Annotated in this window: 21 protein-coding genes and 1 pseudogene; 18 read left to right on the plus strand and 4 right to left on the minus strand. The window is 55.2% G+C overall.

Annotated elements, in window-relative coordinates:
* The first annotated feature begins 4 nt into the window (after nt 1-4).
* The 11 genes and pseudogenes from GC56T3_RS09165 to cobO all read left to right on the plus strand — a co-directional run bounded on the left by GC56T3_RS09165 (nt 5) and on the right by cobO (nt 10,495).
* Entirely contained in the window at nt 5-1,123 is a 1,119-nt protein-coding gene (locus tag GC56T3_RS09165) for a cobalt-precorrin-5B (C(1))-methyltransferase (protein WP_013145277.1), read from the plus strand.
* Entirely contained in the window at nt 1,089-2,294 is a 1,206-nt protein-coding gene (locus GC56T3_RS09170) for a bifunctional cobalt-precorrin-7 (C(5))-methyltransferase/cobalt-precorrin-6B (C(15))-methyltransferase (protein WP_013145278.1), read from the plus strand. The genes GC56T3_RS09165 and GC56T3_RS09170 overlap by 35 nt, the downstream gene beginning before the upstream one ends.
* Entirely contained in the window at nt 2,291-2,992 is a 702-nt protein-coding gene (gene cobI / locus GC56T3_RS09175) for a precorrin-2 C(20)-methyltransferase (RefSeq protein WP_013145279.1), read from the plus strand. Before GC56T3_RS09170 ends, cobI begins: the two co-directional genes overlap by 4 nt.
* Nucleotides 2,989-3,762 (plus strand): precorrin-4 C(11)-methyltransferase, encoded by a 774-nt coding sequence (cobM, locus tag GC56T3_RS09180; protein ID WP_011231288.1) that lies wholly within the window; start codon nt 2,989-2,991, stop codon nt 3,760-3,762. Before cobI ends, cobM begins: the two co-directional genes overlap by 4 nt.
* A 1-nt stretch (nt 3,763) precedes the next feature.
* Complete coding sequence (locus GC56T3_RS09185; protein ID WP_013145280.1) at nt 3,764-4,963, plus strand: cobalt-precorrin 5A hydrolase; 1,200 nt, start codon at nt 3,764-3,766, stop codon at nt 4,961-4,963.
* Complete coding sequence (locus GC56T3_RS09190; protein WP_013145281.1) at nt 4,909-6,273, plus strand: cobyrinate a,c-diamide synthase; 1,365 nt, start codon at nt 4,909-4,911, stop codon at nt 6,271-6,273. Before GC56T3_RS09185 ends, GC56T3_RS09190 begins: the two co-directional genes overlap by 55 nt.
* Nucleotides 6,266-7,777, plus strand: a complete 1,512-nt coding sequence (locus tag GC56T3_RS09195; protein WP_013145282.1) for a cobyric acid synthase — start codon at nt 6,266-6,268, stop codon at nt 7,775-7,777. The genes GC56T3_RS09190 and GC56T3_RS09195 overlap by 8 nt, the downstream gene beginning before the upstream one ends.
* Nucleotides 7,755-8,075 (plus strand): annotated as a pseudogene (locus GC56T3_RS18600) (transposase); the annotation flags it as partial. The gene GC56T3_RS09195 and the pseudogene GC56T3_RS18600, both read left to right, overlap by 23 nt.
* Nucleotides 8,076-8,143: 68 nt before the next feature.
* The gene (gene cobT / locus GC56T3_RS09200; RefSeq protein ID WP_013145283.1) at nt 8,144-9,202 is read left to right on the plus strand and encodes a nicotinate-nucleotide--dimethylbenzimidazole phosphoribosyltransferase; all 1,059 of its coding nucleotides are present in this window, start codon (nt 8,144-8,146) and stop codon (nt 9,200-9,202) included.
* Complete coding sequence (gene cobA, locus GC56T3_RS09205) at nt 9,199-9,969, plus strand: uroporphyrinogen-III C-methyltransferase (RefSeq protein WP_013145284.1); 771 nt, start codon at nt 9,199-9,201, stop codon at nt 9,967-9,969. The genes cobT and cobA overlap by 4 nt, the downstream gene beginning before the upstream one ends.
* A complete protein-coding gene (gene cobO / locus GC56T3_RS09210) occupies nt 9,950-10,495 on the plus strand; it encodes a cob(I)yrinic acid a,c-diamide adenosyltransferase (RefSeq protein ID WP_013145285.1) in 546 nt (181 codons plus the stop codon). Before cobA ends, cobO begins: the two co-directional genes overlap by 20 nt.
* A gap of 140 nt (nt 10,496-10,635) precedes the next feature.
* On the opposite strand, the gene GC56T3_RS19640 is transcribed toward cobO, so the two are convergent.
* The 3 genes from GC56T3_RS19640 to metA form a co-directional block, all read right to left on the minus strand.
* The gene (locus GC56T3_RS19640; protein ID WP_011231282.1) at nt 10,636-10,785 is read right to left on the minus strand and encodes a hypothetical protein; all 150 of its coding nucleotides are present in this window, start codon (nt 10,783-10,785) and stop codon (nt 10,636-10,638) included.
* A 176-nt stretch (nt 10,786-10,961) separates the two neighbouring features.
* Nucleotides 10,962-11,060: a YjcZ family sporulation protein gene (locus GC56T3_RS18605; RefSeq protein ID WP_011231280.1), complete on the minus strand. Its 99-nt coding sequence runs from the start codon at nt 11,058-11,060 to the stop codon at nt 10,962-10,964.
* 167 nt (nt 11,061-11,227) lie between these two features.
* Entirely contained in the window at nt 11,228-12,136 is a 909-nt protein-coding gene (metA, locus tag GC56T3_RS09215) for a homoserine O-succinyltransferase (RefSeq protein WP_011231279.1), read from the minus strand.
* A gap of 119 nt (nt 12,137-12,255) precedes the next feature.
* Here metA and GC56T3_RS09220 point away from each other — a divergent pair, with 119 nt between their 5' ends.
* Genes GC56T3_RS09220 through GC56T3_RS09230 form a run of 3 tightly spaced genes read left to right on the plus strand, consistent with a single transcriptional unit; the run spans nt 12,256 to nt 14,472 of the window.
* Nucleotides 12,256-12,771 (plus strand): hypothetical protein, encoded by a 516-nt coding sequence (locus tag GC56T3_RS09220; protein ID WP_013145287.1) that lies wholly within the window; start codon nt 12,256-12,258, stop codon nt 12,769-12,771.
* 60 nt (nt 12,772-12,831) lie between these two features.
* Nucleotides 12,832-13,308, plus strand: coding sequence for a glutathione peroxidase (locus GC56T3_RS09225; RefSeq protein ID WP_013145288.1), 477 nt, complete (start codon nt 12,832-12,834; stop codon nt 13,306-13,308).
* An 18-nt stretch (nt 13,309-13,326) separates the two neighbouring features.
* Complete coding sequence (locus GC56T3_RS09230) at nt 13,327-14,472, plus strand: conserved virulence factor C family protein (RefSeq protein ID WP_013145289.1); 1,146 nt, start codon at nt 13,327-13,329, stop codon at nt 14,470-14,472.
* Between the two features lie 53 nt (nt 14,473-14,525).
* Here GC56T3_RS09230 and GC56T3_RS09235 read toward each other — a convergent pair whose 3' ends face one another.
* Nucleotides 14,526-14,909 carry a DUF4183 domain-containing protein gene (locus GC56T3_RS09235; RefSeq protein WP_013145290.1) on the minus strand — a complete coding sequence of 128 codons (384 nt, stop codon included), beginning with the start codon at nt 14,907-14,909 and terminating at the stop codon, nt 14,526-14,528.
* A 440-nt stretch (nt 14,910-15,349) separates the two neighbouring features.
* On the opposite strand from GC56T3_RS09235, the gene GC56T3_RS09240 reads away from it, so the two are divergent.
* From GC56T3_RS09240 to GC56T3_RS09250, 4 genes are all read left to right on the plus strand, one after another.
* Complete coding sequence (locus tag GC56T3_RS09240; RefSeq protein WP_013145291.1) at nt 15,350-15,733, plus strand: DUF4183 domain-containing protein; 384 nt, start codon at nt 15,350-15,352, stop codon at nt 15,731-15,733.
* A 241-nt stretch (nt 15,734-15,974) separates the two neighbouring features.
* Complete coding sequence (locus tag GC56T3_RS09245; protein ID WP_013145292.1) at nt 15,975-16,412, plus strand: BrxA/BrxB family bacilliredoxin; 438 nt, start codon at nt 15,975-15,977, stop codon at nt 16,410-16,412.
* 84 nt (nt 16,413-16,496) lie between these two features.
* On the plus strand, nt 16,497-16,628 hold the full coding sequence (locus GC56T3_RS18610; protein WP_011231272.1) for a YuzL family protein: 132 nt from the start codon (nt 16,497-16,499) through the stop codon (nt 16,626-16,628).
* A 647-nt stretch (nt 16,629-17,275) separates the two neighbouring features.
* Complete coding sequence (locus GC56T3_RS09250; RefSeq protein WP_013145293.1) at nt 17,276-18,460, plus strand: LL-diaminopimelate aminotransferase; 1,185 nt, start codon at nt 17,276-17,278, stop codon at nt 18,458-18,460.
* The last annotated feature ends 13 nt before the right edge of the window (nt 18,461-18,473 follow it).

Consider the following 18,473-nt stretch of genomic DNA (forward strand, 5'->3'; position numbering starts at 1 on the left):
AACGATGGAAACAAAAAAAACGCTGCGTGAAGGATATACGACCGGATCGTGCGCGGCAGCGGCCACGAAAGCCGCGCTCACAGCCCTCATCACTGGCCAAGTGCAGACAGACGCGACGATTCGCCTTCCGATCGGGCGGGTCGTCACCTTTTCACTTGCCTCTTGTTCGTTCGAAGGCGAAACGGCGACTGCAGCTGTGGTGAAAGACGGCGGCGATGATCCGGATGCGACGCACGGTGCGCTCATCGTTTCCACTGTCTCATGGGCCTCGTCGCCGGGCGTTCATATTGACGGCGGGGAAGGGGTCGGACGTGTCACGAAACCCGGCTTGCCGGTGCCGGTCGGGGAAGCCGCGATCAATCCAGTGCCGCGGCAAATGATCCGCGAAGCAGTCAACGAAGTATTGGCGCAATACGGTTTACATCGCGGGGTGAACGTTGTCATTTCCGTGCCCGGCGGCGAGGAAATCGCCAAAAAAACGTTGAATCCGAGGCTTGGCATTATGGGCGGCATTTCGATTTTAGGAACGCGGGGCATCGTCGTTCCGTTCTCGACCGCCGCCTACCGGGCGAGCATCGTGCAGGCGCTTCAAGTGGCGAAAGCGAACGGCTGCCGCCATGTTGTCATCACGACCGGGGGGCGGAGCGAGAAATACGCCATGCAAGAATATCCGCATTTGCCGGAAGAAGCGTTTATCGAAATGGGCGATTTTGTCGGCTTTACGCTGAAACAATGCAAACGGCTTGGCATCGAGATGGTGTCGATGGTCGGGATGATGGGGAAATTTTCGAAAGTCGCTCAAGGAGTGATGATGGTGCACTCGAAAAGCGCCCCGGTCGACTTTGGCTTTTTGGCTGCCATCGCCGAGCAGGCAGGTGCTTGTCCAGAACTGGTGGCTGCGGTGCGCGGCGCGAATACGGCGGCGCAAGTGGGCGACATGATGCAAGAGGCTGGTTGCACGAAGTTTTTCGAGCTGTTGTGCGAAGCGTGCTGCCAGGCGGCGCTTCACGAAGTGGGAGGCGGTCTGACGGTGGCGACGTCCATTTACACAATGAACGGACAACGATTAGGAAAGGCGGTGCAGACCGATGGGGACGATGAAGTTGATCGGTGTCGGTGCTGATGGGCAAGCAAGTCTTCCGGAGCTGTATCGACGCTGGATTGATGAAAGCGAGCTGCTTGTCGGCGGCGAACGGCAGCTGGCGATGTTTCCTGAATACAAAGGAGAAACGATGGTCATCCGCCGCGGACTGGCGGAGCTGGTGGAGCGGCTCCGCCATGAGACGCGCAACACGGTCGTGCTTGCTTCCGGCGATCCGCTCTTTTACGGCATCGGCAGCTATTTGGCCGGCAAATTGCCGATCGACGTGTATCCCGCCGTCAGCTCGGTGCAATGGGCGTTTGCGAAAATGGGCGAGTCCTGGCAAGACGCGGCGTTTGTCAGCGTCCATGGCCGGCCGCTCACCGGCTTGGCTCAGCGGATCGACGGGCGGCGCAAAGTCGCCATCTTAACCGATGCGACGAACTCGCCGGCCGCCATCGCCCGCTATTTGCTCGAGTACGGCATGACGGAATATGAGGCGTTTGTCGGCGAGGAGCTCGGCGGGCCGAACGAGCGATGCCGGTTTTTCAAGCTAGAAGAAATGGCAGAAACCGAGTTTCTTCCATTAAATATAGTCATTTTGCGGCAAACCGCTCCCGGTCCGGTTTGGCCGCTCGGCATTGACGATGATGAATTTTTCCAACGCAAGCCGGACAAAGGGCTGATTACAAAGAAAGAAATTCGCGTCTTAAGCGTAAGCGCCTTGCGCTTGCGCCCGGACAGCGTCGTCTGGGACATTGGGACGTGCACCGGTTCGGTCGCGATTGAAGCGGCGAAAATCGCCCGCGACGGGGCGGTGTTTGCGATTGAAAAAAATAAATGCGACCTCGAGATTTGCCGGCAAAACTTGCGCAAATTCCGCGTTGACATCACGCTTGTGCACGGCAGGGCGCCCGATCGTCTCGATGAGTTTGCCGACCCGGATGCCATCTTTATCGGCGGCACGTCAGGCGCGATGTCGCCGTTGTTGGACGTCTGTTCAAAACGGCTGAAGAAAAATGGACGCATCGTGATCAACGCGGCAACGGTTGAGACGCTTGCTGAAGCGGGCCGCGAGCTCGGCGAACGCGGGTTTCATGTGGACATCACGCTCGCGCAAGTGTCGCGAAGCAAGCCCATTTTAGAGTTGACGCGCTTTGAGGCGCTCAATCCGGTGTATATCATGACAGCCAAGCGGGAGGGAGACGAATGACCGGCACGTTGTACGGCATCGGTGTTGGCCCGGGCGATCCGGAGCTCATGACGGTGAAAGCATACCGCCGCCTAAAAGAAGTGGATGTCATCGCCTATCCAAAAAAAGGGCGGCAAAGCAAAAGCTATGCGGAACAAATTGTTGATGCGTATTTTGCGCCAGAGGAAAAACGGCGGCTCGGCCTGCATTTTCCGATGACAAAAGACCGAGCCGTGCTTGAGCCGAAGTGGAACGAGGCGGCGGACGCCATTTGGGCGGAGCTGTCGGCCGGGCGCGATGTCGCGTTTGTGACCGAAGGCGATCCGCTGTTGTACAGCACGTTCATTCATTTGATGCACGTGATGGAGCACCGCTATCCGGAAGCGCCGATTGAAGTCGTCCCCGGCGTCAGTTCGGCCAACGCTGCTGCCGCTAGGCTTCGTCTGCCGCTGGCGGATGGTGATGAAACTGTGGCGATCGTGCCCGCCCGCGACGATGTTGAGGCGATGAAAGCGGCGCTTCTTCGTCACGATTGCGTTGTCTTTTTTAAAGTGGCGAAAGTGATCGATTTGCTGGTTCGTCTGTTGCGGGAACTCGATTTGCTTCATCGCGCCGCTGTTGTGACGAAAGTGACGTCCGGCGAGGAAGTCGTGTGGAAGGTCGAGGAGCTCGACGGAGCGGAGCTCGAATATTTGACATTGATGGTGGTGAGAAAGTGAAGCTGTATATCGTAGGAGCGGGGCCGGGAGCGCCGGATTTGATCACGGTTCGCGGCGCCGAGCTTCTCGCTGCTGCCGACGCCATTTTTTACACAGACTCGCTAGTGAGCGCGGAATTGATCGAGCGCTACCGGAAGCCGGATGCTGACGTTTTCCATACTGCCGGCATGCATTTAGAAGAAATGGTCGCGGCAATGGCGGAGCAAGTGAAACAAGGACGGCTTGTCGTGCGCGTCCATACCGGTGATCCATCGATTTACGGGGCGACGCTTGAGCAAATCGCCTTGTTGAAAGAAGAAGGAATTGAAGTGGAAATCGTCCCCGGCGTCAGTTCGGCGTTTGCCGCCGCGGCCGCCGTGCAGGCGGAGCTCACCGTTCCGGAATTGACGCAGACGGTCATTTTCACCCGCGCCGAGGGGCGGACGCCGATGCCGCCGCGTGAGAAATTGCAGGAGCTGGCGCAGCATCATTGCACGCTCGTTCTTTTTTTAAGCGCGACGCTTGCCAAAAAAGTAAGCGCGGCGCTCCTTGAAGCGGGCTGGAGCGGTGATACGCCTGTCGCGATCGTCTATAAGGCGACATGGCCGGATGAAGTCGTGATTCGTTCCACCGTTGCCACAATGGCTGACGATATGCGGCGCCATGGTGTGACGAAACACGCGATCATGTTGGCCGGTTGGGCGCTCGATCCCCATATTCATGAGCGCGGCTACCGTTCGAAGCTGTACGACCGCACGTTTACGCACGGATATCGAAAGGGGGAGAAGTAAGGTGGGGGCTGCTGCCGCGAACAACAAAAGACACGGCGCCTATGCTGTCGTGGCCATTACGAAACACGGGGTCGAGATCGCCCGACGCCTTGGCGGCGCTCTTGCGGGAGCGGACGTTTATTATACGGATAAATTCGCCCGCGGCGATGAAGCCAAGCACGGGATCCGCTTGTTTTCCGGCAACGTCAGAGCGCTGTTGCCGGAGTTGTTCGCCCGCTATGACGGACTCATTTGCATCATTTCGCTCGGCGCTGTCGTGCGGGTGATCGCTCCGCTGTTAAAAGACAAAAAGACCGATCCTGCGGTCGTGGTGATCGATGATAAGGCTGAACATGTGATTAGTGTTCTTTCCGGCCATTTGGGCGGAGCGAACGAACTGACGCGGCGCGTCGCCGCCATTTTAGGCGCCCGACCGGTCATTACGACCGCTTCTGACGTGCAGCAGACAATCGCCGTCGATCTGTTCGGTCGCCAGTTCGGCTGGGAATGGGAATCAGCTGACAAGCTGACACCAGTGAGCGCCGCGGTCGTGAACGAAGAGCCGGTCGCGATCGTGCAAGAGTCGGGGGAAACCGGCTGGTGGCCGGAAGGGCGGCCGTTGCCCAAAAACATTGCCGTGTACGACTCGATCGCGGAAGCGCTCGCTGCCCGCCCGGCGGCCGCGCTTGTGGTCACTCATCGCCTGCTTGCACCGGAAGAAGAGGCCATTTTGCAAAACGGCGTTTTGTATCGCCCGAAAGTAATCGCGCTTGGCATCGGCTGCAACCGCGGCACATCGGCTGACGAAATCGAAGCGGTCATCCATGAGACGCTCAATGAGCTGCGCTTTTCGATGAAAAGCGTCAAAGCGGTGTGCACCATTGATTTGAAAAAGGATGAACAAGGACTTTTGGAGGTAGTCAACAAATATAGATGGGAATTGGTTGCGTATACGCCAGAAGAGCTGAACACGGTGCCGATCGAAGCGCCGTCGGAAACGGTGTACCGCTACACCGGCGCGTATGGGGTGAGCGAGCCCGCGGCGAAATTGTACAGCGGGGCCGATCGGCTGGCGCTGGTGAAAAAGAAGTCCGGCAATGTGACGATTTCCGTGGCGCTCATCGATCATCAAAAGAAAGCGACCATGCAGGGAAAGGGGAAAGAGGCATGCGACGGCTTGTCATCGCCGCACCGGGAAGCGGCGCCGGCAAAACGACCGTGACGCTTGGGTTGATGGCGGCCATGAGGCAGCAAGGATATACGGTGCAAGGGTTTAAATGCGGTCCGGACTACATCGACCCGACTTACCATACGGCTGTGACCGGCCGGCCGGCGCGCAACTTGGACAGTTGGATGATGGGAAGCGAAGCGGTCAAAACGGTGCTCGCCAACGGTTGTCAAGGGGCTGATATCGCCATCATCGAGGGGGTGATGGGGCTGTTTGACGGGAAACAGCCGCTTTCTGACGAGGGGTCGACGGCTGAAATCGCCGTGTTGACCGAAAGCCCGGTGCTGCTTGTCGTCGATTGTTCCGGAATGGCCCGCAGCGCCGCCGCCATCGTCCATGGGTTTCAAACGTTTCGCCCCGATGTGCGCCTCGCCGGCGTATTTGCCAACCGCGTCGGCAGCGAAGGGCATTTTCGGCTTGTCAAAGCGGCCATCGAGCAAACGTGCGGGGTGCCGGTCGTCGGGTTTCTCACGCAAGACGAAGCGTTGGCGCTGCCAGAGCGCCATTTAGGGCTCGTGCCGTCGGTGGAGCGCGGCGAACTGGATTCGTTTTTTGCCGAACTGGGGAGAAAGGTGGCGCGCACGATCGATTGGGAGACGCTCCTTTCGATTGCAGAAGCGCCAGCCCTTTGTTCTCCGGCGCCGCTCATTCGCCCTTCGCGGCCGTATCGCGTGCGCGTGGCGGTTGCCAAAGATGCCGCCTTTCATTTTTACTATCCGGAGAATCTGGAGATGCTTTCTGCCTGCGGCGCGGAGCTTGTCTACTTTTCTCCGCTCGCCGGCGAGCCGCTTCCGGATGGGGTGAACGGATTGTATATCGGCGGCGGGTTTCCGGAAGAGTTTGCCGCCGAGCTCGCCAGGCAAGCCGCGGTCAAACAGTCGATCCGCGCCGCCATTGAACAAGGGATGCCGACATTGGCCGAGTGCGGCGGATTTATGTTTCTTACCGAGCAGCTTGTTGCGACGGACGGTGCGGCCTATGAGATGGCAGGCGTCATCCCGGGGAGAGTGGTGATGAAGACGAAGCTCGCGGCGCTTGGCTACCGCGAAGTGCGCGGTCGAAATGGAAATTTTCTATTGCCGGAAGGAGAAACAGCGCGCGGGCATGAATTTCACTATTCCGTGTACGAACCGCGGGGCGAGGCGCCGTTTGCCTACGAAACGAGCGGCCGGAAAGGAACGAAGCCTGACGGTTATTTGGCGCACCGGCTTGTCGCCGGCTATGTCCATTTTCATTTCGCGTCCGCCCCGGCGATGGTTGAGCGGTGGCTCGCCGAATGCGAGAAGGTGACCATCAATGGCTAAGGCGCTGCCGATCATGTTTCAAGGCACTCATTCCGATGCCGGCAAAAGTGTCATCGCCACCGCGTTTTGCCGCATGTTCGCCCAGGACGGCTGGAAGACGGCGCCGTTCAAGTCGCAAAACATGTCGTTAAACTCCTACGTGACGCCGGACGGAAACGAAATCGGGCGGGCGCAAGGAATTCAGGCCGAAGCGGCCGGAGTGGCGGCGCGCGCCGAGATGAATCCGATTTTGATTAAGCCAAGCCGCGAGCATGAATCGCAAATCGTTGTGCTTGGCAAACCGTACGGCAATATGCAGGCGTTCGCTTACCGGAACGAGTTTTTCCACCAAGGGCTGGCCGTCATCCGTCAGTCGCTCGAAACGTTGATGAACGAGTATGACCGGATTGTCATGGAAGGAGCGGGAAGCCCGGCGGAAGTAAACTTAAACGACCGCGAGCTCGTCAACATGCGCATCGCCCGTCTCGCCAACGCCCCGGTCGTGTTGATCGGCGATATTGAGCGGGGCGGGGTGTTCGCGAGCCTCGTTGGAACGCTGTCGTTGCTTGAGCCTGAGGACCGAAAGCGGGTCATTGGGGTCATCATTAACAAGTTTCGCGGCGATGTGGCGCTGCTTAAGCCGGGGCTTGATTGGTTTGAGCAGCACACCGGCGTGCCGGTGCTTGGCGTCGTTCCCTATTTGCCTGATTTGGCGATCGATGCTGAAGATTCGCTGTCGCTTGAGCGGTTTGCTTCATCTGTCGGGGGAGAGGAAGCGATTGATGTCGCTGTCATCCGCTGTCCGAAAATCGCCAATTTCACCGACATCGACCCGCTTTTGGCCGAACCGGACTGCCGCGTCCGGTTGGTCACGCACGCCGATGAGCTTGGCGCGCCGGATGTGATCGTGCTTCCCGGCAGCAAAAACACGATCGAAGACTTGATTTATATGAAGAAAAGAGGACTCGCTTCCCGCATTGTGTCGCTTGTCAATGAAGGAAAAGCGAGAGTCGTCGGCTTATGCGGCGGCTACCAAATGCTTGGCGCCGTCATCCGCGATCCGTATGGAGTCGAGACGCCGCTCCCGGAAGTAAAAGGGCTTGGTTTGCTGCCGATTGAAACGACGCTTGAGCGGACGAAAATCACGATCCGTACGGAAGGGATGCTTACGTGGGCGGGCGAGCGGTTTTCGGTGCAAGGATACGAGATTCATATGGGCCGCTCGGCGCCGCTTCCTGGCTATGCGCCGCTTATTGAGGCGGACGGCCGCCATGAAGGGGCGAAGCACAGTGATGAGCGGGTGCTGGGCACGTACATGCACGATTTGTTTCATAACGATGCGTTCCGCACCGCGTTTTTCAACAGCATTCGCCGCCAAAAAGGAATCGCCCCTTCTGGCGTCCGACCCTTTCGCTCGCTCAAAGAAAAGGCGTTCGACCGGCTTGCCGCTCATGTCCGCCAGCACGTGGCGGTCGAGCGGATCGAACAGATGATGCGTCAATTTGGCTGTCGCGATCACAGTTGAAGTCCAACAACGGGAAGACACCAAGGCAATGGGCGTTGATTTGGGACTTCGTTATATCGCCGTTGTCAGCATTGGAACGAAATCGTTGTTTTTCAAGGGTAGCCAATGCGCTTTCATTCGCCGACGATATGCGGCTTTGCGGCGAACGTTGGGCAAAGCGAAGAAGTTCCATATGATTCGCAAAATCGGCCGTAAAGAGTCCCGCTGGATGAAGGATCGAAACCATAAAATCAGCCGTCAACTCGTCCGTTTTGCCCTCGCCAACGGTGTTGGCATGATTCGGATGGAAAAGTTGACGCGTTCCCTCAATCATAGACGAGAAAGGAGGAAGCGCCTATTCCCGCTTGATGGGGATATGGTGCGCCCATGATGAATGTTTCCATCCCACCGATCCACCGTGAAATGGTTGAACAAGCGCGTGCCTATATCGATCAATTGACCAAACCGCCCGGCAGCCTCGGCCGTCTTGAAGAAGTGGCGGCAACGCTTGCCGGCATGACCGGGGAGCTGCTTCCACGCGTCACTCCGCCCGGAGTGCTCGTGTTTGCGGCCGACCATGGCGTCACGGAAGAAGGGGTGTCTGCCTATCCGGCCGAAGTGACGGCGCAAATGGTGTACAACTTTGCCAACGGCGGAGCGGCGATCAACGCCTTCAGCCGGCAAATCGGCGCGTTGCTTCAGGTGATTGATGTCGGTGTCGCCGTGCCGATTGCTGATGAGCGCGTCATTCAGAAAAAGGTGCGCCCGGGAACGAACAATTTCGCGGAAACGGAAGCGATGACGCCGTCCGAGGCTGAACAGGCGCTTCATGTCGGTTACGAACAGGCGGCGTCCATCATTGAACAAGGCGCCCGCACGCTCATTGTCGGCGAAATGGGCATCGGCAATACGACCGCCGCGAGCGCCTTATTGGCCACGTTGACCGATGAGCCGCTTGAGCGCATCGTTGGCAAAGGAAGCGGCATTAAGGAGGAAATGCTTGCCCATAAACAGGACGTGATCCGACGGGCGCTCTTGCTTCATCGACCGGATCCGGCGAAGCCGCTTGAATGGCTTTCGAAAATCGGCGGGTTGGAGATCGCTGCTATGGCCGGGGCGATGCTGGCAGCCGCCGAACGGCGCATCCCGATTTTGCTTGACGGTTTTATTTGCACGGTGGCTGCCCTTGTGGCCCGCCAGTTTGCCGTGAACGTCACAGACTATATGATTGCCGGCCATCGTTCGCAAGAGCCGGGGCACAGTATAGCCCTTCGTTTGCTAGAGAAGGAGCCGCTTTTGGATCTCGGCATGCGCCTTGGCGAAGGAAGCGGCGCGGCGGTAGCGTTTCCGCTCTTGATTTCAGCAACGGCGATGGTGAACGAAATGGCGACGTTCGCCTCGGCGGGCATTTCCACGGCCAATGCGAAAGGGGAGAAGGGGCGATGACCGTCGGCAAAGTGTATTTAGTCGGCGCTGGGCCGGGGGATGAAAAGCTCATCACGGTTTACGGCCGCGAATGCCTAGAACGGGCGGATGTCATTATTTACGACCGGCTCATCAACCGTAAGCTGCTGCGCTACGCGAAGCCGGACGCTGAGCTTCTTTACTGCGGCAAAGAGCCGGGAAAACATGACACGGTTCAAGAACAAATTCATGAGCTGCTCGTTTGGCATGCGCAACAAGGAAAAACGGTCGTCCGCTTAAAAGGCGGCGATCCGTGCGTTTTTGGCCGCGTTGGTGAAGAGGCGGAAGTGTTGGCGAAAGCCGGAATTCCGTTTGAAATCGTTCCAGGGGTGACATCCGGCATTGCTGTGCCGGCGTACGCCGGCATTCCGGTCACCCACCGTGATTACGCCGCCTCGGTGGCGATGGTCAGCGGGCATCGGAGTGAGCGGATCGATTGGGAGGCGCTGACTCGAGGATGCGATACGATCATTGTCTACATGGGAGCGGCCAATTTGCCGGATATTTGCGGCCGGTTGATGGCGGCCGGAAAGCCGTCGGATACGCCGGCGGCCATCATTGAATGGGGGACGACCGAGCGGCAGCGCACGGTGGCGGCGACGCTTTCGACGCTGTCAGACGAGGCGGAACAGGCGGGCATTTCCCATCCTGCCATCATCATCATCGGCGATGTCGTTCGTCTGCGTGAGACGCTCCAATGGTTTCCGGAGCGGCAAGGGGGCGTGGTCGATGCCGACGCCTCGTCATAGCGGGCGTGTCATCGTTTATACGGGCGACGGAAAAGGAAAAACGACGGCCGCATTGGGGCTTGCCCTGCGTGCCGTCGGCCGGGGAATGAACGTCGCGATTTTGCAGTTTGTGAAATCGCCGGAACGGACATACGGCGAGCAGTTGGCCCTAGAGCGTCTTGGCGTCGACGTCCGTCAGCTCGGCGCCGGCTTCACATGGACGAAAACGCCGGACATCCACCGCGAAGCATTGAAGCGTGCCTGGGCGGTGGCCAAAGAATATGTGTATTCCGGACGGTATGACATGATTGTGCTCGATGAACTGAACAATGTGTTGGCCATTGACCGCTTTCCCGTTGAAGATATCGTATCAGTCGGCGAGGTGCTCGAGCTGATCCGCACGCGCCCGCCGTCGCTCCATCTTGTCATCACGGGGCGCGCGGCGCGCCCGGAGCTGATGGCGGCTGCCGATATCGTGACGGAAATGAAGCTCATCAAGCATGACTATGAACAAGGAAGAACCGCGATGAAAGGGATTGAATTTTAGAAGCAAAAAGAGGCTGTCTCAAAAGGTTGGTTTTCTTTCGATAAAGTACAATATATTGTTTTCGGACAGCATTTTGCGCGTATATATACAGTAATAAGCAAAGGTGTCCCGATCCTTTTGGGACACCTTCTTTTTGTGGGTTAGGCATTTTCATCGGTTTTGTCATTTTGGATTTTGTTTTGCCGCCGTCCTTTGCTGTTATCGCCGGAAACCGGGCCGCGAAGCAAGGCCATCGGATCTTGCGTTGGCGCGTTTTGATTGCGGCTGCCGTTGTTTGGGCGTTTCGTCATGAGCTCCACCTCCTTTGGCTACCGTTGTCATACGTTTAGCATGGACGATGCCTTCATTCCTATGCATGGTTGTCTACAGCCCAGCATAAAAAAAGCGGGAAGCGTTCGTGTTCCCGCTGAAGCCGGCCGGATGCTGGCAAACACGGCGGCCGGATGAAGGCAATCAGTGATTTCGGTTAGTAGGCATATCCGCCCAAGCAGGCACATCCAACAATAATCAACAAAATAAACAGAACGACAATCAACGCAAAGCTGTTTCCATGCCAAGCGCCCATCATGTTCACCTCCTGGTGGAATCTATCGTATTGTATGTCAAAAAAACGAAAAGAACAGGGCGATTGTCGAAACACGAAAACAATCGGCCAAAATGAGAAAAACGCCTTGCATATGTTTCAGCAAGGCGTTTTTTCGGGATGGTTCAACATGATTGCATATATTGATTTCATTCCCATTCATAAGGCGTTTCTTGATACACGTAATAGTTCAGCCAGTTGACAAACAGCAAGTTGGCATGCGAGCGCCATGTGTTCAGCGGTGGCTGGCTTGGGTCATCATTGGGAAAGTATGATTCCGGGATGTGAATCGGCAGCCCTTTCGCCAAGTCGCGTTCATATTCTTCTTTGAGCGTTGTCGCATCATATTCTGGATGGCCCGTTAAGAAAATGCGGCGCCCGTCGTTCGATGCGACGAGGCAAACGCCGGCTTTGTCAGACATGGACAAAATGGTGAGATCCGGCACTTTTTCGATGTCTTCGCGCTTGACGTCTGTATGGCGGGAGTGCGGCATGCGGAACACATCGTCAAAACCGCGCAATAGTTTTACGTTTTTCACTTCCACCGTATGGTTGAACACACCGAAGCATTTTTCCGGCAATGGGTATTTCGGAATGCCGTAGTGATAGTATAAGCCAGCTTGTGCCCCCCAACAAATGTGCAACGTTGACGTGACGTTCGTTTTCGTCCATTCCATAATTTCCGTCAATTCTCCCCAATAGTTGACCTCTTCAAACGGCATTTGCTCGACCGGCGCTCCGGTGATGATCATCCCGTCGAACTTGCGATGGCGAATGTGCGGGAAAATCGTGTAAAATTGTTCTAAATGATGTTTGCTTGTCGTTTTCGGCTCATGGGTCGCCGGGCGCAAAAAGGTGACGTTCACTTGCAGCGGCGAGTTGCCGAGCAGCCGCAGCAACTGTGTCTCTGCTTTTTCTTTTTCGGGCATCAAGTTTAAAATGATGATGTTGAGCGGACGGATGTCTTGGGAGTAAGCCCGTTCTTCGTCCATCACGAAAATGTTTTCTTGTTCGAGTATTTCTTTCGCCGGCAAGTCTTTTGGAATGTTGATTGGCAATGGTGTCCCCTCCGTTTCTGTCTCGTTACTAAATACCTTAATTATAAAAACTTTGTCAACATTCTTCAATTGATTTTTTGACCTTAAAACAGCTTGTGAACAAAAAGGGGGAATCCCGATTGGATCCGACCGCCTTTGACAATTTAAAAACGGTGTTGGAAGGAGCGATATATGACGCGGACTTGCAAGGGCGCATTGCCGTGGTCGATCGCCGCGACCTTGTCGATTTGGCTCGTTTGTTCCGGGAGTACGCCATTTCATTTCGGCTGAATGATGCGCCCGATCCGCTCGTCGTCTGCACCGCGCGGCTTTCGCTTGATTTTGCTGAGCTGGTCAATGAGCGGCTCTATCACGGCCGGGCCGGCTGCCGGCTCGCTCTTCTGTTTACCCTTCCGGTTCGCCGCTCGTCCGTTTGTGCGCTCATTGAAGGAACGCTGCGGACGATTTGGGGGGAGGAGCGAATCATCCGGCAAACGCTCCGCTTTACGTTTCCGCATGAACGCGGCCCGTATGAAAATGAAGCCGTGGTCGAATTTGCACGCCTCATTTATGAGGAAAACGCCGCCGATTTGCCGGAGATGGTGCCGTATATGGTTTCATCACTTGAACAATTGCAGCTGTTCGCCGGGCAGTAGTGGCGCAAAAAGTGGAAACAAACGGTGAAATCCGCTATGATAGGGATGAGGTGAAAAATCATGAGTGTATATGAATTCAGCGCCAAAACCATTCGCGGAGAGGAACAACCGCTTTCCGTCTATCGAGGCAACGTGCTGTTGATTGTCAACACGGCGAGCCGTTGCGGCTTCACCCCGCAGTATAAAGAACTGCAGGAGCTGTATGACGAATATCGCGATCGCGGGTTTGTTGTGCTCGGCTTTCCGTGCAACCAGTTCGGCGGCCAAGAGCCGGGGACGGAAGAAGAAATTGAGCAATTTTGCCAGTTGAATTACGGTGTGACGTTCCCGCTGTTTGCGAAAGTGGATGTGAATGGCGATAACGCCCATCCGCTGTTTCAATATTTGAAAGAAGAGGCGCCGGGGGCATTGGGAACAAAGGCGATCAAATGGAATTTCACGAAGTTTTTGGTCGACCGCAACGGCAAGGTTGTCGCTCGTTTCGCACCGCAAACAAAGCCAAGCGAGCTGAGAAAGGAAATTGAAAAGCTGCTGTAAGGCAAGGAGGGGTAACGCTTGCGCATTCAAGCGATTGAGCCGACGCCAAGCCCGAACACGATGAAAATATTGCTTGATGAAGAATTGCCTTCCGGCACGCGCCATAACTACAAACCGGACAACATTGGCGAAGCGCCGCCGCTTATTCAAGCATTGATGCGCATTGACGGAGTGAAAGGCATTTACCATGTCGCTGATTTTTTGGCTATTGAACGCCATCCGAAATACGACTGGCGCGACATTTTGGCGAAAGTGCGCGAAGTGTTCGGCGAGAAAGCGGATGACGGCGCCGAGGCAAAGCCGAAAGGAAACGAACATTTCGGCGAAGTGAAAGTGTTCGTGCAAATGCTGTACGGTCTGCCGATGCAAGTGAAGCTTGTCGATGGGGAGCGCGAACACCGCGTCGGGCTGCCGAAACCGTTTATGGACGCGGTCATTGAGGCGCAAAAATACGCAGGAAATGTTGTGCTTGAGCGCAAATGGGTCGAAAAAGGAGTGCGCTACGGCACGTTTGAGGAAATCGGCCGCGAAATGGTCGATGAGCTGTCGGCAGCCTATCCGCCCGAGCGGCTGGAGCGGATCGTCAACATGTTCCGCCGCGGTGAGCAGGAAAAAACGGTGCAAAAGCGTCCAAGCCTCAAAGTGACGAGCGAGATGCTCGATGACCCGGATTGGCGCAAACGGTATGCCGCGCTCGAGCAGATGGCCGAGCCGACCGAGGACGATATCCCGGTGTTGGCCAAGGCGCTCAAGGATGAAAAAATGGCCATCCGCCGCCTGGCAACAGCGTATCTCGGCATGATCGGCGGCAAAAAGGTGCTTCCGTATTTGTATGAAGCGTTAAAAGATCCTGCTGTCGCTGTCCGCCGCACCGCCGGCGACTGTTTGTCCGACATCGGCGATCCGGAGGCCATTCCGGCCATGATCGAAGCGCTAAAGGACGAAAGCAAGCTCGTCCGTTGGCGCGCGGCCATGTTTTTGTACGAAGTCGGCGACGAATCGGCGCTGCCGGCGTTAAAAGCGGCGGAAAACGATCCGGAGTTTGAAGTGAGCTTGCAAGTGAAAATGGCCATTGAACGGATCGAAGGCGGCGAAGAAGCGAAAGGCTCCATCTGGAAGCAGATGACGGAGAGCCGGAAGAAAGAAAACGAAACGGAACAGTAAAACAGGCGCGCCCATCGGTGCGCCTGTTTTTATGATCGAAAAGAGTATTGCTGTTACGTTGTCACTGTAGTGTTGGAGCTTGGAGCGAATTGGACAATTTCGAGCACAACCGGGGTGTTAGCTGGAATCGAGCCGCTTCCGGTCGGGACGGTAATGGACAGTGACCCGACGCCGGTAGCTCCTGGAGTGTACGTCGATATCCCTTCCATTTGCAAAACGCCGTTAATGTACACGTTAAAGTAGCTATTGTTAGTTGCCAATGCTGGCAACTCTGTCGCTTGGCTGCCGTCGTCTTGCAAAAAGCTGGCTGCGTCGATCGTTAAGGTTGCTCCTTCTGCTATTTCAGCTGTTGTGATGTAAAAAAATCTTGCGACGTCTGGTGCAACCTCTGTCGTGGTAGTAGCGGCGACAAACAATTTAATTAATTGTAAAGCCATACAATCTCCCCTTCTCCATTTTGTGTTTAACATGCTGTGGCCCCGAAGCTGAGCCAATTATCATCCGTTCTTTTTAGTATCTGGAACTCTGTTGGCAATCAGCCGGTGCCATAGGTTCATTTTATTGTATGGATTAATTACAGAGGATGGCTCGGCGATTGCCGCAATGGGAGAAAAATGATGTTTTTGCCCTGCTATACCAGCCTGTTTTACCAGTGAATTTGAATATGAAACAAACATTTTAAACGAATTTGGTCGTTTTATGATCCTGTTATAATAGACTGAATTAAGTGGAATATAGTGATTTTTTACTACCGTTCATTAACCTGCCATTTTGTTTGCTATTCACTTTGGAGATGGGAGGTGAATATACTAATGCAGAATATCTTGCGGAGTGAAATGATCACGAAACAATATGGTGTGTTTGGGTGAGCAAACGAATGAAACGGACATCTTCAGCAGCAAAACATGTGATCGCTGCTTCCAAAGTATACGATTGGACCCATGCTGTACTGACCATTCCTCTCCGTGTGGCGCTCCACTTCCCTCCGCGTGTCTTGCAGGCGGAAACGTACCAGTATAACACCATATCAGACGGAGTGAAAACCGTCTATACAGACGACGATGAACTGAGAGAGTACGGCGACCGCGGTATTTTAGATCCGAAACATGTATCATGGATCAACTTGTTTATTAATGGGGTGCTGCAACCGGAAAAACTGTATGAGGTGGAAAAAGGGAAGCTGACATTGAAGACGGCCGAGCCGCCGCCAAAAGGTGCGCCGATTATTCTTCAATTTATTACAATTAAATCGGGTTTCTAATTTTCTTTACGTCTGCGCATTCGCTTTTCAGAACATGTTCCCGAATCCAAGCAAAGCCTTTGGAGTCCATCCTCCAGGGCTTTATTCGTCATTGCTGAAATGTTGCCGAAGCTTGAGGCATCATTTTTTGGCCGTCAGGAAAAGGTGAATAGGGAAGCACAGCAGTCATCTTCATTGATTTTTGCACCGGAAGTATAGTATGCTGATAGCACAGCGACTATAGGGTGGAGGGATGATGGCCATGTCGATGGCGTATGAAGAATATATGCGCCAGCTCGTGCAGCCGATGCGGGATGAACTCGTCCGCGCCGGCTTCCGCGAATTGCGCACGAGCGAAGAAGTCGAGCAGTTTATGGAACAAGTGGAAGGAACGACGTTTGTCTTTGTCAACTCAGTGTGCGGCTGCGCCGCTGGATTGGCGCGCCCGGCGGCGACGCAGGCGGTGCTGCGGAGCGAGAAAAAGCCGGACCATTTGGTGACGGTATTCGCTGGCCAGGATAAGGAAGCGACAGCGAAAATGCGCGAGTACTTTGTCGGTTATCCGCCGTCTTCGCCGTCGATGGCACTCTTAAAGGGGAAAGAAGTCGTTCACTTCATTCCGCGCGAAGACATCGAGTTTCACTCGATGGAGGACGTGATGGAAAATATTTTGGCTGCGTTTGACCAATATTGCGGCTGATGCGGTGCGAGCGAGGAGCAAACTGCTTTTGTTCCGCATACAACGGCGCGTTGGCGGGAACGATAAGGGCGGAGGTGATCGGGCGTGCCGAAGCGGAAAAAAGATCGTTCGAAAACGGGCGTCAGCGCCCCAGATGTTCGAGGGCAAGGCACGACGGAGACGGAGACAGGCGCCTTCGAGCTTGACTCTGCCCGCAAAAAAACAAAAATCGATTAAAAAGGAGCTCCCGATGCGGGGCTCCTTTTGTCGTTTTCATGCGCAAACTCCCTTCGCATCCAACAGAATGCCAAGGGAGCTGGATGGATCGCCAAGAGCGTTTAGGCGTTGGCGATACAACTATAAATAAAGTAAAGCAATGTAATGAGGCTGGCCGCAAAAAAGATCGTGTTCATGTTTCATTTTTCCCGCCTTTCTGTCTATATTTTCGCTGAGAATCTATGATACACTATTCATGTGAACTACCCCCACTTCGCTTTGCTTGAAGTGGGAGCTTCTCAGTTCCACGACGAAAGCATTCTTTCGTCTCCCTGAGCGTGACTTCGGGTCGTCCCAACCCTAGGCATCCGACGATTCGGAGTTCTTTCGCGCCTTGGATATTTTACGCATGGAAGGCTTTGCTTGGTTTTCGCATTGGATATTCTCCATGCAACCCCCTATATCCAGTTCACAAAGAACATGATATACCTTGATTTTATCATGTGTTTTGGCTGACGCCAACCGACATCCATTTGCCGCTGATCGCTGGGCTGCGACCTTCACGCGGTTGAAGCGGGTGTCTTCTTTCGGAACTATGATAAAAGTATATACCAACAAAAGCAAAAAGAAAATGCAGTTTTTGTCTTGTCAAGGGAGAGGAAGACGAAATGAAAAAAGCGAAACGAATGAACGCGTTTTCGGCATCGATTTTCGCCGAGTTGACGGCGTATCGTCAAAAGCAGCGCCACCTTCATGACGAGTGGATCGACTTGAGCGTTGGCAGCCCGGATTTGCCGCCGGCGCCGTTTGTGCGTGAGGCGATTGCCCGCTACGCCAACGAGCCGAATGCGTACGGCTACACATTAAAGGGCATTCGCGAGTTTCATGAAGCGGTCGCCGATTATTATCGGACGGCGCATGGCGTCGTGCTCGATCCGGAGACGGAAGTGACGTACGTCATCGGATCACAGGACGGGCTCGTGCATTTGCCGATGGTGTTCGCCGACCCGGGGGATGTCATTTTATTGCCGGATCCCGGGTATCCGGCGTATGCGGCGGGAGTGGCGATGGCGGAAGCGATGCCGTATTTTCTGCCGCTGAGGGAGGAAAACAGCTTTTTGCCGGATTTGCGTGCGATCCCGGAGGACATCGCCAAACGGACGACGATCATGTTTATCAACTTTCCTGGAAATCCGGTTCCAGCCGTAGCGACAGAATCATTTTATCGCGAAGTGGTCGAGTTTGCGAAGCGGTACGATATCCTCGTTGTTTCCGATTTTGCTTACGGCGAGCTGTATTATGACGGAAACAAACCGGTGAGTTTTCTTTCTGTTCCAGGCGCAAAGGACGTTGGCGTGGAGATCAATTCGTTGTCAAAAAGCTACAACATGGCCGGCTGCCGGGTCGGCTACTTGTGCGGAAATGCCGAGGTGATTCGTGCGTTTGCCGAGTTCAAGTCCAATTTGGATTACGGAATTTTTTGGCCGCTGCAAAAAGCGGCCGCGGAAGTGCTCCGCCATGGCGCCGGCTTTTGCGCCCAGAGCCGCATGATGTATCAAGCGCGCCGCGATGTGCTCGTGGATGGACTCGCTGACATCGGTTGGACGGTTGACCGTCCGCAAGCCGGTATGTTCGTGTGGGCGAAAATTCCGGACGGCTTTACATCGCTTTCGTTCGCGAAGGCGCTCATCGACCAAGCGGGCGTCGTTGTGACGCCTGGGCACGCGTTTGGGCCGAGCGGCGAAGGGTATGTGCGCATCGCCCTTGTCCAGCCGGAAGAAGTGTTGCGCCGGGCGGTCGCCAAATTAAAAGCGACCGGCTTGTTCGCGTCTTTGGCCGCTGATCGGCGGTAGCGGGAGGTGAAGG

The sequence above is a fragment of the Geobacillus sp. C56-T3 genome, assembly GCF_000092445.1.
Taxonomy (GTDB): domain Bacteria; phylum Bacillota; class Bacilli; order Bacillales; family Anoxybacillaceae; genus Geobacillus; species Geobacillus thermoleovorans.

What these genes read in the sequence shown, in the direction of transcription:
- GC56T3_RS09165 (WP_013145277.1), top strand. Translation starts at nt 5, where the DNA reads ATGGAAACAAAAAAAACGCTGCGTGAAGGATATACGACCGGATCGTGC.
- GC56T3_RS09170 (WP_013145278.1), top strand. Translation starts at nt 1,089, where the DNA reads ATGGGGACGATGAAGTTGATCGGTGTCGGTGCTGATGGGCAAGCAAGT.
- cobI (WP_013145279.1), top strand. Translation starts at nt 2,291, where the DNA reads ATGACCGGCACGTTGTACGGCATCGGTGTTGGCCCGGGCGATCCGGAG.
- GC56T3_RS09190 (WP_013145281.1), top strand. Translation starts at nt 4,909, where the DNA reads ATGCGACGGCTTGTCATCGCCGCACCGGGAAGCGGCGCCGGCAAAACG.
- GC56T3_RS09195 (WP_013145282.1), top strand. Translation starts at nt 6,266, where the DNA reads ATGGCTAAGGCGCTGCCGATCATGTTTCAAGGCACTCATTCCGATGCC.
- cobT (WP_013145283.1), top strand. Translation starts at nt 8,144, where the DNA reads ATGATGAATGTTTCCATCCCACCGATCCACCGTGAAATGGTTGAACAA.
- cobA (WP_013145284.1), top strand. Translation starts at nt 9,199, where the DNA reads ATGACCGTCGGCAAAGTGTATTTAGTCGGCGCTGGGCCGGGGGATGAA.
- cobO (WP_013145285.1), top strand. Translation starts at nt 9,950, where the DNA reads ATGCCGACGCCTCGTCATAGCGGGCGTGTCATCGTTTATACGGGCGAC.
- GC56T3_RS19640 (WP_011231282.1), bottom strand. Translation starts at nt 10,785, where the DNA reads ATGACGAAACGCCCAAACAACGGCAGCCGCAATCAAAACGCGCCAACG.
- GC56T3_RS18605 (WP_011231280.1), bottom strand. Translation starts at nt 11,060, where the DNA reads ATGGGCGCTTGGCATGGAAACAGCTTTGCGTTGATTGTCGTTCTGTTT.
- GC56T3_RS09225 (WP_013145288.1), top strand. Translation starts at nt 12,832, where the DNA reads ATGAGTGTATATGAATTCAGCGCCAAAACCATTCGCGGAGAGGAACAA.
- GC56T3_RS09235 (WP_013145290.1), bottom strand. Translation starts at nt 14,909, where the DNA reads ATGGCTTTACAATTAATTAAATTGTTTGTCGCCGCTACTACCACGACA.
- GC56T3_RS09240 (WP_013145291.1), top strand. Translation starts at nt 15,350, where the DNA reads ATGAAACGGACATCTTCAGCAGCAAAACATGTGATCGCTGCTTCCAAA.
- GC56T3_RS09245 (WP_013145292.1), top strand. Translation starts at nt 15,975, where the DNA reads ATGTCGATGGCGTATGAAGAATATATGCGCCAGCTCGTGCAGCCGATG.
- GC56T3_RS09250 (WP_013145293.1), top strand. Translation starts at nt 17,276, where the DNA reads ATGAAAAAAGCGAAACGAATGAACGCGTTTTCGGCATCGATTTTCGCC.